16 protein-coding genes and 2 tRNA genes are annotated in these 17139 nt (G+C 47.0%); 8 read left to right on the top strand and 10 right to left on the bottom strand.

Features of this window, described 5'->3' with window-relative positions:
* The first annotated feature begins 20 nt into the window (after nt 1-20).
* Nucleotides 21-1028 carry a S24 family peptidase gene (locus Q4A14_RS04750; RefSeq protein ID WP_303170319.1) on the top strand — a complete coding sequence of 336 codons (1008 nt, stop codon included), beginning with the start codon at nt 21-23 and terminating at the stop codon, nt 1026-1028.
* Between the two features lie 8 nt (nt 1029-1036).
* On the opposite strand, the gene queF is transcribed toward Q4A14_RS04750, so the two are convergent.
* From queF to Q4A14_RS04735, 3 genes are read right to left on the bottom strand one after another with little or no spacing between them, the layout of a single operon-like run.
* Nucleotides 1037-1492 (bottom strand): preQ(1) synthase, encoded by a 456-nt coding sequence (gene queF, locus Q4A14_RS04745; protein ID WP_303170318.1) that lies wholly within the window; start codon nt 1490-1492, stop codon nt 1037-1039.
* 44 nt (nt 1493-1536) lie between these two features.
* The gene (gene queC, locus Q4A14_RS04740) at nt 1537-2193 is read right to left on the bottom strand and encodes a 7-cyano-7-deazaguanine synthase QueC (protein ID WP_303170317.1); all 657 of its coding nucleotides are present in this window, start codon (nt 2191-2193) and stop codon (nt 1537-1539) included.
* Nucleotides 2194-2197: 4 nt separating this feature from the next.
* Entirely contained in the window at nt 2198-2878 is a 681-nt protein-coding gene (locus Q4A14_RS04735; RefSeq protein WP_303170315.1) for a queuosine precursor transporter, read from the bottom strand.
* Nucleotides 2879-3215: 337 nt separating this feature from the next.
* Here Q4A14_RS04735 and Q4A14_RS04730 point away from each other — a divergent pair, with 337 nt between their 5' ends.
* Complete coding sequence (locus Q4A14_RS04730) at nt 3216-3740, top strand: RNA polymerase sigma factor (RefSeq protein WP_303170313.1); 525 nt, start codon at nt 3216-3218, stop codon at nt 3738-3740.
* Between the two features lie 143 nt (nt 3741-3883).
* Nucleotides 3884-4132, top strand: coding sequence for a GlsB/YeaQ/YmgE family stress response membrane protein (locus tag Q4A14_RS04725; protein WP_303170311.1), 249 nt, complete (start codon nt 3884-3886; stop codon nt 4130-4132).
* Between the two features lie 598 nt (nt 4133-4730).
* Here Q4A14_RS04725 and Q4A14_RS04720 read toward each other — a convergent pair.
* The 3 genes from Q4A14_RS04720 to Q4A14_RS04710 form a co-directional block, all read right to left on the bottom strand.
* Entirely contained in the window at nt 4731-6137 is a 1407-nt protein-coding gene (locus Q4A14_RS04720; protein WP_303170310.1) for an MFS transporter, read from the bottom strand.
* 61 nt (nt 6138-6198) lie between these two features.
* Nucleotides 6199-6876 carry a porin family protein gene (locus Q4A14_RS04715; protein WP_303170309.1) on the bottom strand — a complete coding sequence of 226 codons (678 nt, stop codon included), beginning with the start codon at nt 6874-6876 and terminating at the stop codon, nt 6199-6201.
* A gap of 29 nt (nt 6877-6905) precedes the next feature.
* The gene (locus Q4A14_RS04710) at nt 6906-8693 is read right to left on the bottom strand and encodes a LysM peptidoglycan-binding domain-containing protein (RefSeq protein WP_303170308.1); all 1788 of its coding nucleotides are present in this window, start codon (nt 8691-8693) and stop codon (nt 6906-6908) included.
* 411 nt (nt 8694-9104) lie between these two features.
* Here Q4A14_RS04710 and Q4A14_RS04705 point away from each other — a divergent pair, with 411 nt between their 5' ends.
* The 5 genes from Q4A14_RS04705 (at nt 9105) to tsaB (ending at nt 14934) form a co-directional block, all read left to right on the top strand.
* Complete coding sequence (locus Q4A14_RS04705) at nt 9105-10121, top strand: M28 family peptidase (RefSeq protein ID WP_303170306.1); 1017 nt, start codon at nt 9105-9107, stop codon at nt 10119-10121.
* A gap of 6 nt (nt 10122-10127) precedes the next feature.
* Nucleotides 10128-10556 (top strand): SufE family protein, encoded by a 429-nt coding sequence (locus tag Q4A14_RS04700; protein ID WP_303170305.1) that lies wholly within the window; start codon nt 10128-10130, stop codon nt 10554-10556.
* Nucleotides 10556-11668: a 4-phosphoerythronate dehydrogenase PdxB gene (gene pdxB, locus Q4A14_RS04695; RefSeq protein ID WP_303170303.1), complete on the top strand. Its 1113-nt coding sequence runs from the start codon at nt 10556-10558 to the stop codon at nt 11666-11668. The genes Q4A14_RS04700 and pdxB overlap by 1 nt, the downstream gene beginning before the upstream one ends.
* Nucleotides 11669-11817: 149 nt before the next feature.
* A complete protein-coding gene (gene topA, locus Q4A14_RS04690; protein WP_303170301.1) occupies nt 11818-14187 on the top strand; it encodes a type I DNA topoisomerase in 2370 nt (789 codons plus the stop codon).
* A 6-nt stretch (nt 14188-14193) separates the two neighbouring features.
* A complete protein-coding gene (gene tsaB, locus Q4A14_RS04685; RefSeq protein ID WP_303170300.1) occupies nt 14194-14934 on the top strand; it encodes a tRNA (adenosine(37)-N6)-threonylcarbamoyltransferase complex dimerization subunit type 1 TsaB in 741 nt (246 codons plus the stop codon).
* A 174-nt stretch (nt 14935-15108) separates the two neighbouring features.
* On the opposite strand, the gene Q4A14_RS04680 is transcribed toward tsaB, so the two are convergent.
* The 4 genes from Q4A14_RS04680 to Q4A14_RS04665 all read right to left on the bottom strand — a co-directional run bounded on the left by Q4A14_RS04680 (nt 15109) and on the right by Q4A14_RS04665 (nt 16708).
* Nucleotides 15109-15193: transfer RNA gene (locus Q4A14_RS04680), tRNA-Leu, on the bottom strand.
* Nucleotides 15194-15213: 20 nt separating this feature from the next.
* A tRNA-Gly gene (locus Q4A14_RS04675) sits at nt 15214-15286 on the bottom strand.
* 206 nt (nt 15287-15492) lie between these two features.
* Nucleotides 15493-16035 carry an opacity family porin gene (locus Q4A14_RS04670; protein WP_303170299.1) on the bottom strand — a complete coding sequence of 181 codons (543 nt, stop codon included), beginning with the start codon at nt 16033-16035 and terminating at the stop codon, nt 15493-15495.
* A gap of 142 nt (nt 16036-16177) precedes the next feature.
* Entirely contained in the window at nt 16178-16708 is a 531-nt protein-coding gene (locus Q4A14_RS04665; RefSeq protein WP_303170298.1) for a hypothetical protein, read from the bottom strand.
* Between the last annotated feature and the right edge of the window lie 431 nt (nt 16709-17139).

The raw sequence follows: 17139 nt of genomic DNA, 5'->3' as shown, positions 1-17139 counted from the left end.
GTTAAAATGAACAAAGAACAATGGCAGACCGAAGGACAATACTATCCCGAAAGCGCAGATTGACTGCATGCTACAAACACCTCAAAAAACAGAAACGTGTGCTATCCTATGCAGACCTTGCTGCTGTAATGGGAGTGCCTCCTGTATCCGTACGTGTGGCGTTCAGCAAGGCTTCTAATTTCGTTTCTGCCAACTTCATATCGACATTCTGTGGGGCTTACCCGTTTACTTTTTCTGAGGAATGGATACTCTCGGGAGAAGGGGAGATGCTCCTACCCACAGGGCTCGCGGCATCGGTACCCTTTCCGGAGCGTTGGCAAAGAGTGCGGCATATCATGGAGCTGGAGGGGCTGACATACACCAAGATGAGTCAGACCCTGGGCTACCCCGGCAACGCAACCATCTTCCGCATAGTGAAGCAGGAGACGCGTCCGCAGGATGAGACACTCGAGAGGATACTTACTCATTTTCCGAAATATAATCGGGATTGGTTGTTCAATGGGCGTGGGGAAGTGATGAACCTCTCTCTATCTCAGGTAAAAAAGGAGGGAGATACCGTGGCATTTTACAATGACTTTGAGGAAAAGGCGTTCCCTCTCATCTCCGATCCTGCGGCAGCCGGGACACTCACAAACTTTTCCGACTATGATCCCGATGAGGATGAACGCATGGTGCGTATCCCTGTCGATAGGGATTATCAGGGGAAGTATGCTCTATTCAAAGTAAAAGGAGCCTCCATGGATGATGGGACTCCTTTCTCTCTCTCCGATGGAGATGTTGTGCTTGCTCGTATGATACCGCAGTTGTACTGGCAGTACAAACTGCATAAAAATGCTTGGCGTTACTTTATCTTTGTGACCCGTACCGAGGGGATTATCATCAAGAGTGTAACAGAACACGATACGGAAAAAGGTATCCTGAAACTCCACTCCCTCAACCCTGACTATGCCGACATCACCCTACATATGGATGATATACAGGCAATATACAATGTGATAGAGCTTACCAAGCGTAGCTTACGCTGGTGACGAAGTGATCACTCCCGGGTCATGAGGCGTTGTTCGGCCATACGCTCGTACTTTGTACCCGGACGGCCATAGTTGGCATAAGGGTAGATAGAGATCCCTCCACGAGGAGTGAAGATACCTGTCACCTCAATATACTTGGGATCCATGAGTGCGATGAGGTCTTTCATGATGAGATTGACACAATCTTCGTGAAAGCCCCCGTGATTGCGGAAACTGAACATATACAATTTCAGACTCTTGCTCTCAACCATCTTCACATCGGGGATATAACTGATCCTTATCTCTGCAAAGTCGGGTTGTCCGGTGATGGGACACAGGCTCGTGAACTCAGGGCAATTGAATCGTACCCAATAGTCATTTTCCGGATGCTTATTGTCAAAAGCCTCCAATACCTCGGGAGCATAGTCTTGCTTGTACTCTGTTGTTCTCCCTAAGAGAGAAAGCTGATCTTTTAATTCGCTCATAGTCGGTAGTTTCTTTTTGTTTTCAATTGTTGTCCGGCTTCACTTTACTTTTTCGTTGCCAGATAGCGCTCCAGTCCCTCACGCCTCAGTGTGCAAGCGGGACAATCACCACAACCGTCGCCCTGAATGCCATTGTAACAAGTCAAGGTCTCATACCTGATAAGATCAAGTACCCCGAGTTGATCGGCGAGAGCCCATGTTTCTGACTTATCCAGCCACATCAGAGGAGTGTGGAGCACAAAGGACTCTTCCATCGCAAGGTTGAGGGTCACATTGAGAGACTTGATGAACGTGTCTCTACAATCGGGATAACCGCTGAAGTCCGTCTGAGAGACACCTGTCACGAGATCCCCGATCCCCAGTTCTCTAGCATACACTGCTGCGATACTCAGGAAGAACAGGTTGCGTCCGGGAACAAATGTATTTGGGACATCTCCTTCCGGTTTTTCCCTATCCATCTCGATCGTTGTATCGGTGAGTGCGTTTCGTCCGAGAGTTCCGATGAACGATACATCTTTCAGTTCGAAAGGCACACCGGCTTCCTCCGCAATCTTGCGTGCCAACTCGACTTCTTTTCTGTGCTTCTGACCATAGTCAAAACACAGAGCACGTACATGCTCGAAGTGTTTCTTGGCCCAAAAAAGACAAGTCGTAGAGTCTTGCCCGCCACTAAAAACGACAAGTGCCGAATTTCTATCCATCAAATCAGATATCCTTTATCTTCAATACGTTGTAAGAGATATCCTTATCGAAGACATCGATTCCTTCGATGCGCTTGATCGCTTTGACCACACGTATCGTGATAGGTAGGATGATGACCTCATAGAGAGACTTGAGGACCACCTGAAGTGCCATGAGCCCGAGGAGATTGTTCCACTCGATGATCCCGGCAAAGGCGATGGGGAAAAAGATGATAGAGTCTGCAGTCTCACCGACCAAGGTAGAAACGACTGCACGAGCAGAGAAGTTCTTTCCGCCGCTGGCAATCTTCATCTTACTCATCACATAGGCATTGAGGAACGAACCGACAAGGAATGCGAGCATACTTGCAACGAGGATCCTTGGAGCCATACCAAAGACAAAATTGAAGTGCTCTTCACCCTCCCAAAAGGACGCAGCGGGTAGAGCCACGGCGATCAGTCCAAGCGCACACACAAAGGCATTCATGGCAAACCCACTCCAGATGATGAGACGAGCTTTTTTGAAGCCCCACACCTCTGCGATGCAGTCATTGATGATGTAAGAGACGGGAAAAACCAAAAGTCCGGCTGTAACATCCAGGCCAAACACACTTATAACTTTGGTTTCAAGAAGGTTAGCTGCGATAAGGCATACATTGAACAAGATACCGAGCAGCATGAAAGGGATAGATACTTTTTCTTTCATAATTCCTGTTTTTTACGTGGTGTTCTAGAATACACGGTCGCTGTTTGCGACATCGAATGTAATTATTTTGGGCTGCAAAGGTAGTACAAATTCCGGATTACCACAAACAATTGTTTTTACCCTTGTTTTGCCCTCCGGAGATGCGGAGAGTACTGCATCTGACGATGATAAAGCTAAGAAACGAAGAGAATAAGTCATTTGAATACAGGCTTGTTAATTATACCAAACCGTGTTGGTTTATCAATTATTCTTCGTAAATTTGAATTCATGGAACATTTAACTAAAATATTCCAATCATCACCACAAGCATAAACAAAGACTCAAATATACACAGGATATGGAGAATACAATGGCATCCAAGGCGTTCTTTGATGAGAATCTTGTTCAGCTTCAAGACAATATGTATAGCTTCGCGCTTTCTCTGACTGCTGACAGAGAGACTGCCGAAGATTTGAGACAAGAGACGACACTCAAAGTACTCTCCAATAGAGATAAATACAGAGAAAATACCAACTTCAAGGGGTGGGTCTTCACTGTGATGCGCAACTTGTTCATCAACAACTACCACCGCATCATACGTACCCACTCGATCATCGATGCCAATGCGGATCTCGCATACGTAGGGGCTCAGAGTGACAACATCGGTATCAGCACACCTTACCACGAGCTAAGCATAAAGGAAATCAATGGCGCTATTGAAGGTCTCAGCGATGATCTCAAGCAGCCTTTTTCGATGTTTCTTGCCGGGTTCAAGTACAAAGAAATCGCAGATGCGCTCGACCTGCCCATAGGGACCGTAAAGAGTCGTATTTTCTTTGCTCGCAAGCAACTTCAGAGTGTACTTGCGGATTATGTGAAATGATTTTGAGATGGGAGATCAAGATTCTGCTATCAAACGATAAAAATAACTCGCGAGTGCTGTACTTACCGAGGCTGACAGGTCTCCGTGAGACAGCACTTGTTTTTTAAACTACAAGTAATAACTAAAAGAAAGGATAAAAAACTATGGGATGGATACTTACTATCGTCATCGGACTTCTTGCAGGACTTATCGGCTCTGCCATCATGCGTAACGGCTCACTCGGTTGGATCAAAAATATCATCCTCGGACTTCTTGGTAGTATCGTGGGAAAATGGGTCTACGGATTCTTTGGTGCAACTGCTGACGAAGGATTTTGGGGACAACTTATTGTCTCTGTTGTCGGAGCTTGTATTATTCTCTTTATTGCAGGGCTTTTCAACAGAAAGAAATAAAGGTCTCATGCGCTGTGAGAGTCATCCCTTCCGTTGAGGGGACTCACACAAGACATCTGAGTCAAAACCCTATTATTGTCCCCGATCAGGGCATCAGACTCTTCGGGACAAAGGATTTGTTGCAACTCACTACAAGGTACTCTTGCAGTGAGTTGCTTTTTATATACCTCCTTTCCCTACCTAAGAAAAAGGAGGCTGAAAATGCCTCGTTTGGTAAGAGGAGCTACACACCTCCCGAAAATAATGCATCTAACTTGATGAATCGATACACCTACCTTGATCAGTCAAGTCAGACAACCTTTCTCCGCCCATCGGAGCGGAGCGTTTGAGCTAAGATAAATCATACTGTCGAAAACAAGGGACCTTCTCAGAAGCGACAGCCACAGCAAGGCATTGTCCGGGACATAAGTAAAATGGAGGGTTCTCTCTTGATCGAAGCTACCCTCATTGAGAGCCTCCTACCCTACTCGGACAGAAAAGAACAAAAGACTCTGTTTCGTCAAATTTATATCAAAACAAAGGCAATACGCCTATGACCCCTTATGGATCATAGGCGTATTGCTTTTGTTTTAATCATATAGTCCTTATGGCATCGACTTTATTGTTGCACATCCCTTTTGTACACTCTACTGCTGAAAAGAGCATAATAGAGGAGATAGATCTCACCGATAGCAACGATAAGCCAAGTATACTCCCAATTGCCAAAATAATCAGCGAGTCCACCTTGTAGAAGAGGCAGGATAGCTCCCCCCACGACACCCATCATGAGGAGGCCTGTACCTTTGGATGTATAACGTCCGAGTCCCTCAATTGCCAAGGAGAAGATAGCAGGCCACATGATAGAGTGGAACAGTCCCACCCCGACAAGGAACCAAGGATTGTTCGTATATATTGCTATGAAGACGAGGATCGCAGCTCCTGCAGAAGCTCCGGTGAGCTGTGTCTGTCCGCTGATCTTGCTGAAAAGACTACCGAAAAGACGACCGATCAAGAGTCCCGACCAGTAAAGCATCGTCATATTCGCCGCTTGAGCGAAGAGGATACCGTTGTCCATAGCAAACAGGTTGAGGTTGGCACCTATACATACCTCTACTCCGACGTATGTGAATATCGCCACAACTCCGAGGACGAGGTGACGGAAACTGAAAATACTGTCAGGCAAAACTTCTCCGACTTTCTTTTCGGTGCTTGCGATGCTTGGCAAGGTTGTTCCCTTGAGAAAGAGAATAATCAAAAAGACCAAGATCATCAGACAGAGGATAGGGATATAGAGGGTGTTGATGTTGATATCAAGACCGCTTTTTCCCGAAAAGATGATGTATGCCACAAAGAAAGGTGCAAGGGTATTCATCAAAGAATTACCCGCACCTGCGATGCTTTGACGCTGTACTCCGGAAGTTCCCTTGACATCGCAAGCCACCAAGTAAGGATTGACGACCACCTGAAGGTAAGTCAGCGCCGTACCTGCGACAAAAGCAGCAAGCAAAAATATCCAATAAGCATAAGGTATCACGACACCGGGGAGATACTTGAGAGACGAATACTCACCGGTCTTGGTGAGGACAACTTCAAAGTTTCCCGTCTCTGCTGCCTTAGCCGTCATCGCTTGGAGAGAGTCAGTTTTGAGATCGAGGATTGCCTTTGCCTCGTTGATGTAAGCCTCAAAGTTGGGAAGGTCAAAAGTATCAAAGATGTATGCAGACAACTGGTAAAGGCCGAATGAAACGATCAGAATGATAAGACCAAAAATAAGAGATCTCTTGTATCCATTACGCTCGACATATCTCGAAGTCAAAGGCCCCATGACAAGATAAGCAGCAAAGAATGAAAACGTCAATAGAGTCGTCAGCGTATTGGTATATGACCCTCCGAGGAGGAGATACGCCGCCTGCATAGGCACTTGAAACTGTTGATTGAGACTCGTGATAAGCCCGATCAACGACATGAGTACGACCATTATTACAAATGGTACGAAATAACTTTGCGGTTGGTTCTTAACAGACATACTATATCATGTATTTTTAAATAAATATCCTTTGGGAGGTCTCTCAATCTGCTACCGGGCATCAAAAAACAAATAGCAAATACCCTTTGGCCGAGAAGATCTGTTCGGCAGACTTTCCGAAAGTCTCCGAACGAGCATTGTTGAAAAAGTCCCCCAGCCCCTGGTAGTAATTACCCCTGAGACCGAAGACCATCCTCTTCCACTCATACTCGATCCCTACTCCTCCACCAAGTCCCCAGGCAAAAGGTCTTTCTATCTCCTTATCGTGATGTACTATCACGATCCCATCAGAGTTGGAGCTGTCCAAGTTTGTTATTTTCCTGTCATTGAGCAGATATCCAAAGTGAGGGCCGACGCTTACAGTAAATCTGAAAGGGCCTGTCCCTGTCGAGTAATTGGTCATCACGGGCACGTGGACAAAGTTCATCTCACGCTCATAGTATAAGTCGGGCTTCTCATCATAGCGATCCTTCCATCCTCGGCGAGAGTAGTCTACTTCTATCCAGATCCCCCATATCCCGAAATAGTCATCAAGATCGGCTCTGAATACGATTCCGGCATCAAACCCTTGCTTGAGTCCCTGTGTGATAGAAGGGACAAATACCACGTTGGAGAGGTTCACCCCTCCGATGGCACCGAGCATTACTTTGGGTCTGAATGCACGTTGCTGAGCACCCAAAGACAGAGTGCTCACAAGCAGTAAAGAGATCAAAGCCAATAGCTTTGCTAAGTTTCTCATATAAATAATCTTAAACCTTTAGTATCCTATTAGTCTCCCTCGACAGTTCCATCCGGTCTATGACGCACAAAGATGACACCTTGGTTGTGAAATCTCCTCGATGTCGGAGACTCTGCGACAAAGTCAAAATGCGACTGCAGTCCTTGCTCCTCAGCTTTCCCAAACCTATTGGGGCCTTCGGGCTTTTTGAAAAGGAAATACTTACCGGTATCATATCCGAGTACACTGTATTTGGGATAAGTATTGCCGATGCTATGGCTGAACCAAGTCACAAAATCACGTTGAAATGTCTTGTATGCCGATGTCTTGGTATTGACGTAAAAAGGAGTATAAAACGTAGCATTGACTTTTGTCATATACTGATTGAGAGCGTAATAAGTCTGCCATTCGGGATAACCAAAGGCGGTGACATTGTTGATACCGAGGCTGTCCATGGCATGGACGATAGGAGACAATACACCCGTAGCCGATCGCAAAGAACCTGATGTAGGGATCATCACTGTGCGTTCATGAGCTTGGGACAAACGTCGGATATCGTCCTTTGTCATCAGACCATCGACCTTCATTTCCTCGTAGGTGATGTTATTGCCGTCCATATATCCCTTGAGGGTCGAGACGAACTCACCCTTCGGATGGACGGTGACAGTATCCCTTACGATGCAGACATGTTCGCCCCTATGCTCTTCGACAAATCTCTCTGCGGCGACCTTATTCATCACATCGTGCGGAGTGTTGATCTGAAAGATATAGGAGTTCTTCACATCAGGAAGTTTGTACCCCTTGGAAGTGAAAGGGATGACGTATGAAGCGCCCTTGAGTTCTGCCACAGCAGCAAGCTGTTTGATGGACTCATCCGACACCCCACCTATGATATAGTCGAGCGAAGGGAGCTTATCCATCTCATTGATTGTGGCGCGCAGTGCGCTCGGTGCACAGTCATAGACATACAGATCTACACTGTTGCCGGCCTCTTGAGTCTCCTTGACTGCCAACAAAAATCCCTCATAGTAGTCCGAAAAACGATTACCACTATCATTACTGAAAGGCAAGACAAGGGCAATCTTGAGTGTCGGCATCGTCGGGATAAATGGGCGGATAGGGATAATAGGTGTAGTCACACTATGCTTTTTCTCCTCGTGCGCCACAGGAGGTGGCACCTCTCCCAATACGGTGTCTTGGGGAATAAATATAGCCATACCGGCCTGCAATCCTTTCTTTATCTGAGGATTGTAATACAGTAGCTGCTCCTCGCTCCAGCCTGTGATCTTGCATATATTGTACACCGTCTGACCGGAAGGCACCACGTACTGCCTCAGCCCCTTTGTCGAAGGTGGCGGAGTCTCTCTCTGTGGTTCGACATCTCTACGGGGAGTCTCATCCTTGACACTTCCTCTGACCGTCTGTTCCTGACGGACCTCTTGAGGAGTTACTGTACGAGCAGTGTCTTGCACCTTTGTGGGCTTTGACTCTTCACGGACCGGAGACTCTTGTTTTGTATCCCTACTTCTGTTCGGCTCCAAGGCACGACGAGGAATAAGGATGATCATACCGACAGAGATTTTATCTTTTGAAAGGTTTGAATTGACTGCCAATATATCGTTCACAGAGACATTGTACTTGCGAGCGATAGACGAGAGGGTTTCTCCTCTCTCGACAGCGTGATAAAAGACCTCTTTTGGGGGGCTTTGAGTAGCACTTATCATCAAGGGCGGGTGGATTGCCGCTCCCATTGTCACATCCCTCATGTCCCACACGTGAGCCCACGACGACAGCGATGTAAGCATCACCATCGCTAAAATCTGTAATAATCTATTCATACTAAAGACCTAATGTACGCGACAAAAATACAGATAAAATATGATACAATATTCATTTACCCATACTCATCCGCAAGTAACGAAGTGCCAAATGGCGTATATACCCTGTGTGATATTCCTCAACACATCACTTTTTGAGCAAAGAGATACATGCCGGAAGCAAACAAAACGAAGGAGACTTGACAAGGGTCGAAAAAAGGTTGTCTAACTTGGTGCATCAAGTTAGACAACTTCATTCATCAAGTTAGACACATCGATTTCGAAGGTTCTACATCCTATTTTTCAAGCTCACATCTTTTTTCTGCTCCCTTTGGCATACCATCGAGGCACACCGACATGTTTTTCATAGCCAAAGTGCTCGGAATGTGTTATCTTTGCGTGTTGGCAAAACATCAATTAAATACCGAAGATATGAAGATACTTTATACACTTATACTGATGGCTGCCGTGGCGGCTTGCGGAGGACAGAAAAAGACTGCCGGAAGCGATACCGGTTCGCAACAATCTCAGGAGACAGCCTCTATCGCACCGTCTCCGTTCAGTGCAGACTCTGCATATCTCAATATCCAAAAGCAAGTGGATTTCGGGCCTCGAGTGCCCAATATGCCGTCGCACAGAGCTTGCGCAGACTTCCTCGCTGCTTCACTTGAGCGACAAGGCTTGCAACTCCATGTACAAAATATTAAAGTCAAGGCTTACGATGGCGCCATACTGGATGCACGCAACATCATCGGAGTGCACAATCCCGATGCCAAGAGGCGCATCCTCCTATTTGCCCACTGGGACACTCGCCCCATGGCAGACCATGATGGAGACAAGTCCAAGCGTCATCAGCCTATCGACGGAGCAGACGACGGTGGCAGCGGTACCGGTGTGCTACTCGAGATCGCACGCCTGCTCAAACAATATCCGATGAAAAATATCGGGATAGATATCGCCCTTTTCGATGCGGAAGACTATGGAGCTCCCGAAGAGGCCAACTATCAAGGCGAGAGCACAGAGACTTGGGCACTGGGGACTCAGAAATGGACCCGTGAACCTCACGTACCGGGCTATCATGCGGACTTCGGTATCCTCCTGGATATGGTGGGATCCAAGGATGCAAGATTTTACCGCGAGTATTTCTCGCAGGAGTCTGCAGGCCGTATGGTGACTCAGATATGGGATACTGCCAAGCGATTGGGGTACAACAAATACTTCATCAACGAGATGGGTGGAGCGGTGACGGATGATCATTACTTCGTGATCCGCAATCTCGGAATACCTTGCGTGGATATCATCAACTTTGATCCGGACTCTCGCAATGGATTCGGACACTATTGGCACACGCACAAAGACAACATGAGTATCATCGACCGTGAGACCCTCAAGGCAGTGGGTGAGACAGTATGGCAGGTACTCTTGGATTATGACAACACAGTCAAATAACATACAATGAACACAAAGGGAATCAACGAAATACAGGACGAGATAGTAGAAGAGTTTTCATACCTCGATGATTGGATGGACAGATACCAGATGATCATCGATATGGGTGATACTCTCGACGATATACCGGAGACAAACAAAGTCCCCGAAAATATCATCGAGGGCTGTCAGAGCCGTGTGTGGATCACTGCCAAAACCAATGATGACGGCACTTTGCACTTCGATGCGGCCAGCGATGCAGTCATCGTCAAGGGCATCATAGCCATGCTCTTGAAGGTTGTCAATGACCAAAAAGCAGCGGATATCGCTCAAGCCGACCTCTACTTCATCGACAAAATTGGTCTGAAAGAACATCTCTCACCGACACGTTCCAACGGACTCCTTGCGATGGTACGACGTATCAAGACTCACGCTCTGGAAGCACAGTCAAAGTGATGAAGCGACCAAAGATCGTTGCAGAGTACTCTGTGCCTTATCTCAGAGGAGTGATCGAGGAGCTGGGGGAGGTGACTTATCTCCCTTCGTCAGACTTCACCCGCGAGACCATACGGGATGCAGACTGGCTCATTGTCCGCAGCATCACCAAGTGCACACGCCAACTCCTTGAGGATTCTCGTGTGCGCCTTGTCACGACAGCAACGATAGGATTTGACCACATAGATACCACATATTGTGAGAGTGCCGGGATCACCTGGCGCAACGCACCCGGATGCAATGCAGAAGCCGTGGGACAATACTTTGCCGGGGCCATCAGCAGACTTGTGGTGGAGAAGGGCTTTGAGCCCAAGGGAAAAGTGCTCGGTATCGTCGGTGTAGGCCATGTGGGTAAGGTGGTCAAGCGCTATGCCGAGGCTTTCGGGATGAAATGCCTGCTCAATGACCCACCCCGTGCTGCCGCAGAGGGAGAAGAGGGATTTGTGAGTCTCGGCGAGATCGCCCGACGCTCAGACATAATTACCCTGCATACACCCCTTACAAAGGAGGGAGAGCACCCCACATTTCACCTTTTTGACAAAACTTTGGTGGATAGGCTTGAACGTAAGCCTGTTGTCATCAACGCATGTCGCGGGCCGGTATCGGATACGGTCTCCCTTTTGGAAGGTCTGGACAAGGGTAAGATAGATGAGATCATCATCGACTGTTGGGAGGGAGAACCCGATATTTCGAACCGACTACTGGAGCGTGCATTCATCGCAACGCCGCATATCGCGGGCTTTTCTGCCGATGGCAAGGCCAATGGTGCACGTATGTGTGTGGAGGAGGGCTTGAAATTCTTCGGCATCGACAGGCATGATCTTCTATCTCAGATGACTCCGCCACCTCCGAGCCCGGCAGAGGTGGATATGTCATGCTATGAAGATCAGAGACTATACAGAGCTTTGTTGGCGACCTTTGACCCTCGCAAAGCAGATGCGACCTTTCGCAAGGAATACACTGAATTTGAGCGTCTTCGTCGCGAGTATGATTATCCGAGAGAGCCTCATGCTTACCACTTTTTGAATGCCGACGAAGGACAGAAAAAGCAACTCCAACTCCTACTGCCGTGAGGCATGAGGTTGTCTCCGAGGGAGATAAACAAAGGGTGTGAAAAAGCCCCAAAAAACTATTATCCTATATAATAATGTGTGAGAAGCAGAAATTATGCTTATTTTTGCACCCGTATTTGACAAGTTAGCTCATTTTTTGGATAAGGTATATGGCAAAAGATCTCCTCATAGTAGAGTCCCCTGCAAAATCTAAGACAATAAGTAAGTTTTTAGGAAACGATTTTAATGTACTGTCGAGTTTCGGACACATCCGAGATCTCAAGACAAAGGGCATGGGTGTCGATATAGACAACCACTTCGCTCCTGAATACGAGATATCTGAGGATAAGAAGAATATAGTCAAGGAACTCAGAGCAGAGGCAAAAAAGGCGGAGAGGGTCTGGCTCGCATCCGATGAGGATCGTGAGGGAGAGGCCATAGCTTGGCACTTAGCCGAAGTCCTCGGTCTGGATATCTCCAAGACCAATCGTATAGTATTCCACGAGATCACACCAAAAGCCATCAATGCCGCACTTGCCAACCCTCGCACCATAGACATGAAGATGGTCGATGCCCAGCAGGCTCGCCGTGTCCTCGACCGTATCGTGGGATTTGAACTTTCGCCCGTGCTTTGGACAAAGGTGCGCCCTTCGCTTTCGGCAGGTCGTGTGCAGTCCGTGGCTGTGCGTATACTTGTCGAGCGTGAGCGTGAGATCAATGCTTTCGAGGCAGAGAGCAGTTATCGTATCCGCGCTACCTTTGTCACTTCTTCAGGTGAAACATTTGAGGCTGATGTCGACCGTCGTCCAAAGACGCTTGCTGAAGCTCAGGAGATACTCACTTCGCTTGTCGGTGCTTCGTACAAGGTGCAAGACATAGAGATCAAGCCCGCAAAGCGCCATCCGGCAGCTCCTTTCACCACATCTACATTGCAGCAGGAAGCTTCGCGCAGACTCGGCCTGTCGGTGACTCAGACGATGCGTATAGCGCAGAGCTTGTACGAAGCCGGGCATATCACTTATATGCGTACGGACTCGGTCAACCTTAGTTCGTTTGCTATCGGAGCAACTACGGATGAGGTGGAAAAAGAGTATGGAAAGACTTATGTCAAGGCTCGCAATTTCAAGACGTCTACAAAGGGTGCTCAAGAGGCTCACGAAGCCATCCGCCCCACCCACATAGAGATGGCAGTCGCCGGTACGACCAAGCAGGAAAAAGCTATCTATGAACTGATACGTAAGCGCACTCTCGCATCACAAATGGCAGATGCAGAGCTTGAGCGCACTCAGTTGGAGATTGTTAGCTCTACGGGTGTTAAGTTTGTTTCTCGTGGAGAGGTAATCACATTCGATGGGTTCTTGAAAGTCTACCTCGAGGGGAATGATGATGAGAGCACAGAGTCCGACGTAGTGTTGCTCCCTAAGGTAGCACAGGGAGAGGCTCTTGGTGCTGAAAAAGTCATCGCAACAGAGAGATTTACCCAGCGTCCGCCGAGATACACAGAAGCAGCTCTTGTCAAAAAGATGGAAGAGCTTGGTATCGGTCGTCCGTCTACCTATGCACCTACAATACAGACAATACAGAAGCGTGGCTATGTGGAACGCAAAACCATAGAAGGTGCACAAAGAACATATAATGAAATAACCCTTGCGGGAGATAAGATAAAAACCAAAGAGAAAAGTGAAGTCTACGGAACTGATCGCCAAAAGCTCGTTCCGACAGATGTGGGTATCGTTGTCAATGACTTCCTTGTCGAGTACTTCCCAAAGGTGTTGGAGTACAACTTTACGGCAAAGGTAGAGAAGGAGTTTGACAGCATCGCTGAAGGAGAAAAGCAATGGAACGACGTCATCAGTGATTTCTATCAGATATTCCACGATAATGTAGAGAGCGTAAAGTCCGAGCGCATGGATCGCCGTGTAGGTGAGCGCTCCATAGGTACAGACCCAAAAACCGGACAGCCAGTTTTTGCAAAGATTGGGCGTTTTGGACCTATGGTTCAGATAGGAGAGTCCTCCACAGATGGTGAGAAGCCTCGCTTCGCATCCATACCATCCAACCTTTCTCTTGAAACAATCACACTTGAGCAAGCTCTCGTCCTCTTCACCCTCCCACGTCCTCTCGGAGAATACAAGGGTGAAACGCTGGAAGCAAACACAGGTCGTTTTGGGCCATACGTCAGATTTGGGAAACTCTTTGCCGGCATCCCCAAGGATATGAGCCCATACGAGATTACTCTCGATCAGGCTATCGAACTTGTTGAGGCCAAGATAGAGGCAGAAAACAACAAGCACATCGTCTCTTTCGGAGAGGATAAAGAGCTTATCCAAGTCCTCAACGGTCGTTTTGGGCCATACATCTCGTACAAGAAAAAGAACTACAAGATCCCCAAGGGTACAGATCCGAAGACTCTTGATGAGGCAACTTGTCGCAAACTGATAGAGGAGGGCGGCAAGGAAACCAAGGAAAAGAAAGAGCCTGCACACAAAGCAAAGACTACAAAGAAAGCAACGACAAAGTCTTCAACAAAAAAAGCATAATACACCATGGCATCCACTCAGGACTACTACCTGCTCATTGACACATCAACGGACGTATGTTCGGTAGCTCTGGCTTCTGAGCAGGCCGTTATTGCTCAAGAGATAGAAAAGGGAGGGAACAGGCATTCGGCTCTTATCGGAGATTTTGTGTCGAAAGTACTCAAAGCGATGCCTGCCGAGGGAAATCTCAAGGCCGTAGTTCTTGCCGAAGGACCGGGCTCTTATACCGGACTCCGTATCGCTGCCGCATTTGCCAAGGCTTTTTGCATGATACGACAAATACCTCTCATCGCTGTTCCGACACCGGAAGTCATGGTATACAGATACCTTGCCCTTCATCCGGACAAAGCTATGGAAGATGTCCTTCTCATGCCCATGATCGATGCTCGTCGTATGGAAGTCTACACAGCTCTGTACGATTGCCACGGTGAAAAGTTATCAGACATCAAAGCCCTCATCATCGAAGAAGCCGGTTTGGCGACCATTGCGCCTCAGATGCAGGATAAAACGCTCCTTTATTTTGGTGATGGTGCAGCTAAAGGCCAAGAGATCATGTCTCGACTGTTTCCAAAGTCTCATTATGTCGATGGCATTATTCCCGAAGCTCAGGCACTGTTGAAGCCCATGCTTCTGCGCCTTGCCAAGGGCGAAACATGCGACATCGCCTATTGGACACCATTCTACCTCAAAGAGTATGAAGCAAAGATGAGTGTCAATAAAGTCCTTGGCAATCATCGCACGGAATAAATCCACTCACCGACTCATCGTTCGGAAAAGCAAAAGCAAAACGACATAGCACCAAAAAAACAGGCTGTATCGAGTGTAAAACTCTTGATACAGCCTGTTTTAGTTTGAGTTTACGGCAAAAAAAGACCCCTAAATCCAACGAAAGGATCAGGAGTGCCGCAATCTTCTACTTTGTACCCGGAGCGGGACTCGAACCCGCACAGCCATTACTGGCCAAAGGATTTTAAGTCCTTCGTGTCTACCATTCCACCATCCGGGCTCCTTGTAGAACTAAAAGTGAGCGGAAGACGGGACTCGAACCCGCGACCCTAACCTTGGCAAGGTTATGCTCTACCAACTGAGCTACTTCCGCATTTTACTATATATCTCAGGGTTGACAAGTCTTTCCCCGAATGCGAGTACAAATTTAGAATAATTATTTTGTTCTCACAAGAGAATCCACCCAAATTCCACTTCCTTATTGGATTTTACCCAAAAGAAGTCGCCTGCTTCATAGCCATATGAGCTACGAAGCAGGCGATTGATTTTGATATTATCTTCGTCCCAAGGGGGGGGGGATCAGAACTTCAGAGCCAGACCCACGTTTACCGCAGACACACCCCAGCCAAGTTCGGCAAAAGCTCCGATATTTTCGACAAACATATAGCGAGCACCAACAAATACACCGTATGCAAGCTTTGTAGAGCTATAAGATCTGCCGAAGTCCTTGTCCTTGAGAAGTTCGCCATTGCTGAAAGCCAGACCGACGATCATCCCTGCATAAGTATCCACCTTGGGGTGAAGCTCATGATGGTATGCACCGCGAGCACCCAAGATCGTGTAGTTTGCCGAGAGATTGGAGTCCTTGATCTTGTATGAAGTATAGCCGATATAAGCTCCGGCACCTATACTACCGTTGTTACCATTGACGAGATTATCTATCACACCGTACTCTGCCGATACCGACACAGGTGGCACCACCGTACTAGAGTTTATGGTCAAGGCATTGGCAAATCCTACACCAAAATTCATTGCGACATCTCCCTGCTTGAAAGTGTCTTGGGCACTCATGGCTGTTGTAGCAACAAGTGCGATAAAAAGTGAGAGTAATGTTTTTTTCATAAGTTTGATAAGTATATTATACGACTAATATCCAAGGGTATAGACCTCATCCCACATCCTTGAGGAGGAAGACTATACCCTTGTATTATTGTCAGGAGATATCTCCTCACGAGAGGAGGAGCCTCAGACCATTTGTTACCTTTTAGAATCTGAGTGTCAGACCACCATTGAGCATATAAGCCCCATAGCCACCCTCAGCATAGATACCCAGGAAGTTGGTAAACATATAGCGAATACCTCCGAATCCTGTCCATGCAAACTGAGACTTGATATTCAGAGTATCAAGCATCTCGTCTTTGCCACTGCTTCTGATAGCATAGCCGGCCATACCACCGATATAGAGATCAAGATTTTTGACAAATTCAAAGTGGAGTGTACCACGAGCGCCCACGGTAGTAAATCCGAAGTTACCCATTGCATCAGACTTATAGCCGACATTTGCGATGTATGCACCGACACCCAAGCTTCCGTATTCACCGAATAGCTTATCCACCACAGAGAGGTCATAAGCCACAGACAAGTGTGGAGTCTTTATGGTACGACCCTTATCGAGTTCGCCAAAGAATGCACCACCGATATTTATGGTAGATCTACCTTGTGAAAACACTCCTTGTGCATGAGCTGCACTCAATGTAAGTAGCACGGCTACAAGTGATAGAAATAATCTTTTCATGTTGTCCTATTTTTCAAAGTTGATAGTTAAGCAGCATCTCATATCTGAGATTATGAGCCACTTCGTTTCTATTCGCTACGAACAAAGATAATAGATTATTTGAAACAAAAAGTACAAGAAAAAGTGACACCCCGACTCCCTACTCCTTTTTTAGATATTTATAGCGGAGTTTTATTTCTTTTGTCACAATTCTAAGATGATTTAACAAGATACCGCACTTTCCACCCCACACACCTCAGCAACCCGATTCTACTTTCCCTGAAAGAATATATTTTTGTTCCTAACCTGAAAAATCAAGTTGTCTAACTTGACGAAAGAAGTTTAATAACAACTATTCGAGGAAAGGGCATTGGAGAGAGAATGGAAGGTAAGTAAATGAGAGTGAGAGGGATTTTCAGAGTATTGGGGTGGTTTGCATTGGGGTGTAAAGA

Source organism: Porphyromonas sp. (genome assembly GCF_030529325.1).
Classification (GTDB): Bacteria; Bacteroidota; Bacteroidia; order Bacteroidales; family Porphyromonadaceae; genus Porphyromonas_A.
The sequence above is the reverse complement of the archived record's forward strand: the minus strand, read 5'-3'. Positions and strand labels throughout refer to the sequence as shown.

What these genes read in the sequence shown, in the direction of transcription:
- Q4A14_RS04750 (WP_303170319.1), top strand. Translation starts at nt 21, where the DNA reads ATGGCAGACCGAAGGACAATACTATCCCGAAAGCGCAGATTGACTGCA.
- queF (WP_303170318.1), bottom strand. Translation starts at nt 1,492, where the DNA reads ATGAGCGAATTAAAAGATCAGCTTTCTCTCTTAGGGAGAACAACAGAG.
- queC (WP_303170317.1), bottom strand. Translation starts at nt 2,193, where the DNA reads ATGGATAGAAATTCGGCACTTGTCGTTTTTAGTGGCGGGCAAGACTCT.
- Q4A14_RS04735 (WP_303170315.1), bottom strand. Translation starts at nt 2,878, where the DNA reads ATGAAAGAAAAAGTATCTATCCCTTTCATGCTGCTCGGTATCTTGTTC.
- Q4A14_RS04730 (WP_303170313.1), top strand. Translation starts at nt 3,216, where the DNA reads ATGGAGAATACAATGGCATCCAAGGCGTTCTTTGATGAGAATCTTGTT.
- Q4A14_RS04725 (WP_303170311.1), top strand. Translation starts at nt 3,884, where the DNA reads ATGGGATGGATACTTACTATCGTCATCGGACTTCTTGCAGGACTTATC.
- Q4A14_RS04720 (WP_303170310.1), bottom strand. Translation starts at nt 6,137, where the DNA reads ATGTCTGTTAAGAACCAACCGCAAAGTTATTTCGTACCATTTGTAATA.
- Q4A14_RS04715 (WP_303170309.1), bottom strand. Translation starts at nt 6,876, where the DNA reads ATGAGAAACTTAGCAAAGCTATTGGCTTTGATCTCTTTACTGCTTGTG.
- Q4A14_RS04710 (WP_303170308.1), bottom strand. Translation starts at nt 8,693, where the DNA reads ATGAATAGATTATTACAGATTTTAGCGATGGTGATGCTTACATCGCTG.
- Q4A14_RS04705 (WP_303170306.1), top strand. Translation starts at nt 9,105, where the DNA reads ATGAAGATACTTTATACACTTATACTGATGGCTGCCGTGGCGGCTTGC.
- Q4A14_RS04700 (WP_303170305.1), top strand. Translation starts at nt 10,128, where the DNA reads ATGAACACAAAGGGAATCAACGAAATACAGGACGAGATAGTAGAAGAG.
- pdxB (WP_303170303.1), top strand. Translation starts at nt 10,556, where the DNA reads ATGAAGCGACCAAAGATCGTTGCAGAGTACTCTGTGCCTTATCTCAGA.
- topA (WP_303170301.1), top strand. Translation starts at nt 11,818, where the DNA reads ATGGCAAAAGATCTCCTCATAGTAGAGTCCCCTGCAAAATCTAAGACA.
- tsaB (WP_303170300.1), top strand. Translation starts at nt 14,194, where the DNA reads ATGGCATCCACTCAGGACTACTACCTGCTCATTGACACATCAACGGAC.
- Q4A14_RS04670 (WP_303170299.1), bottom strand. Translation starts at nt 16,035, where the DNA reads ATGAAAAAAACATTACTCTCACTTTTTATCGCACTTGTTGCTACAACA.
- Q4A14_RS04665 (WP_303170298.1), bottom strand. Translation starts at nt 16,708, where the DNA reads ATGAAAAGATTATTTCTATCACTTGTAGCCGTGCTACTTACATTGAGT.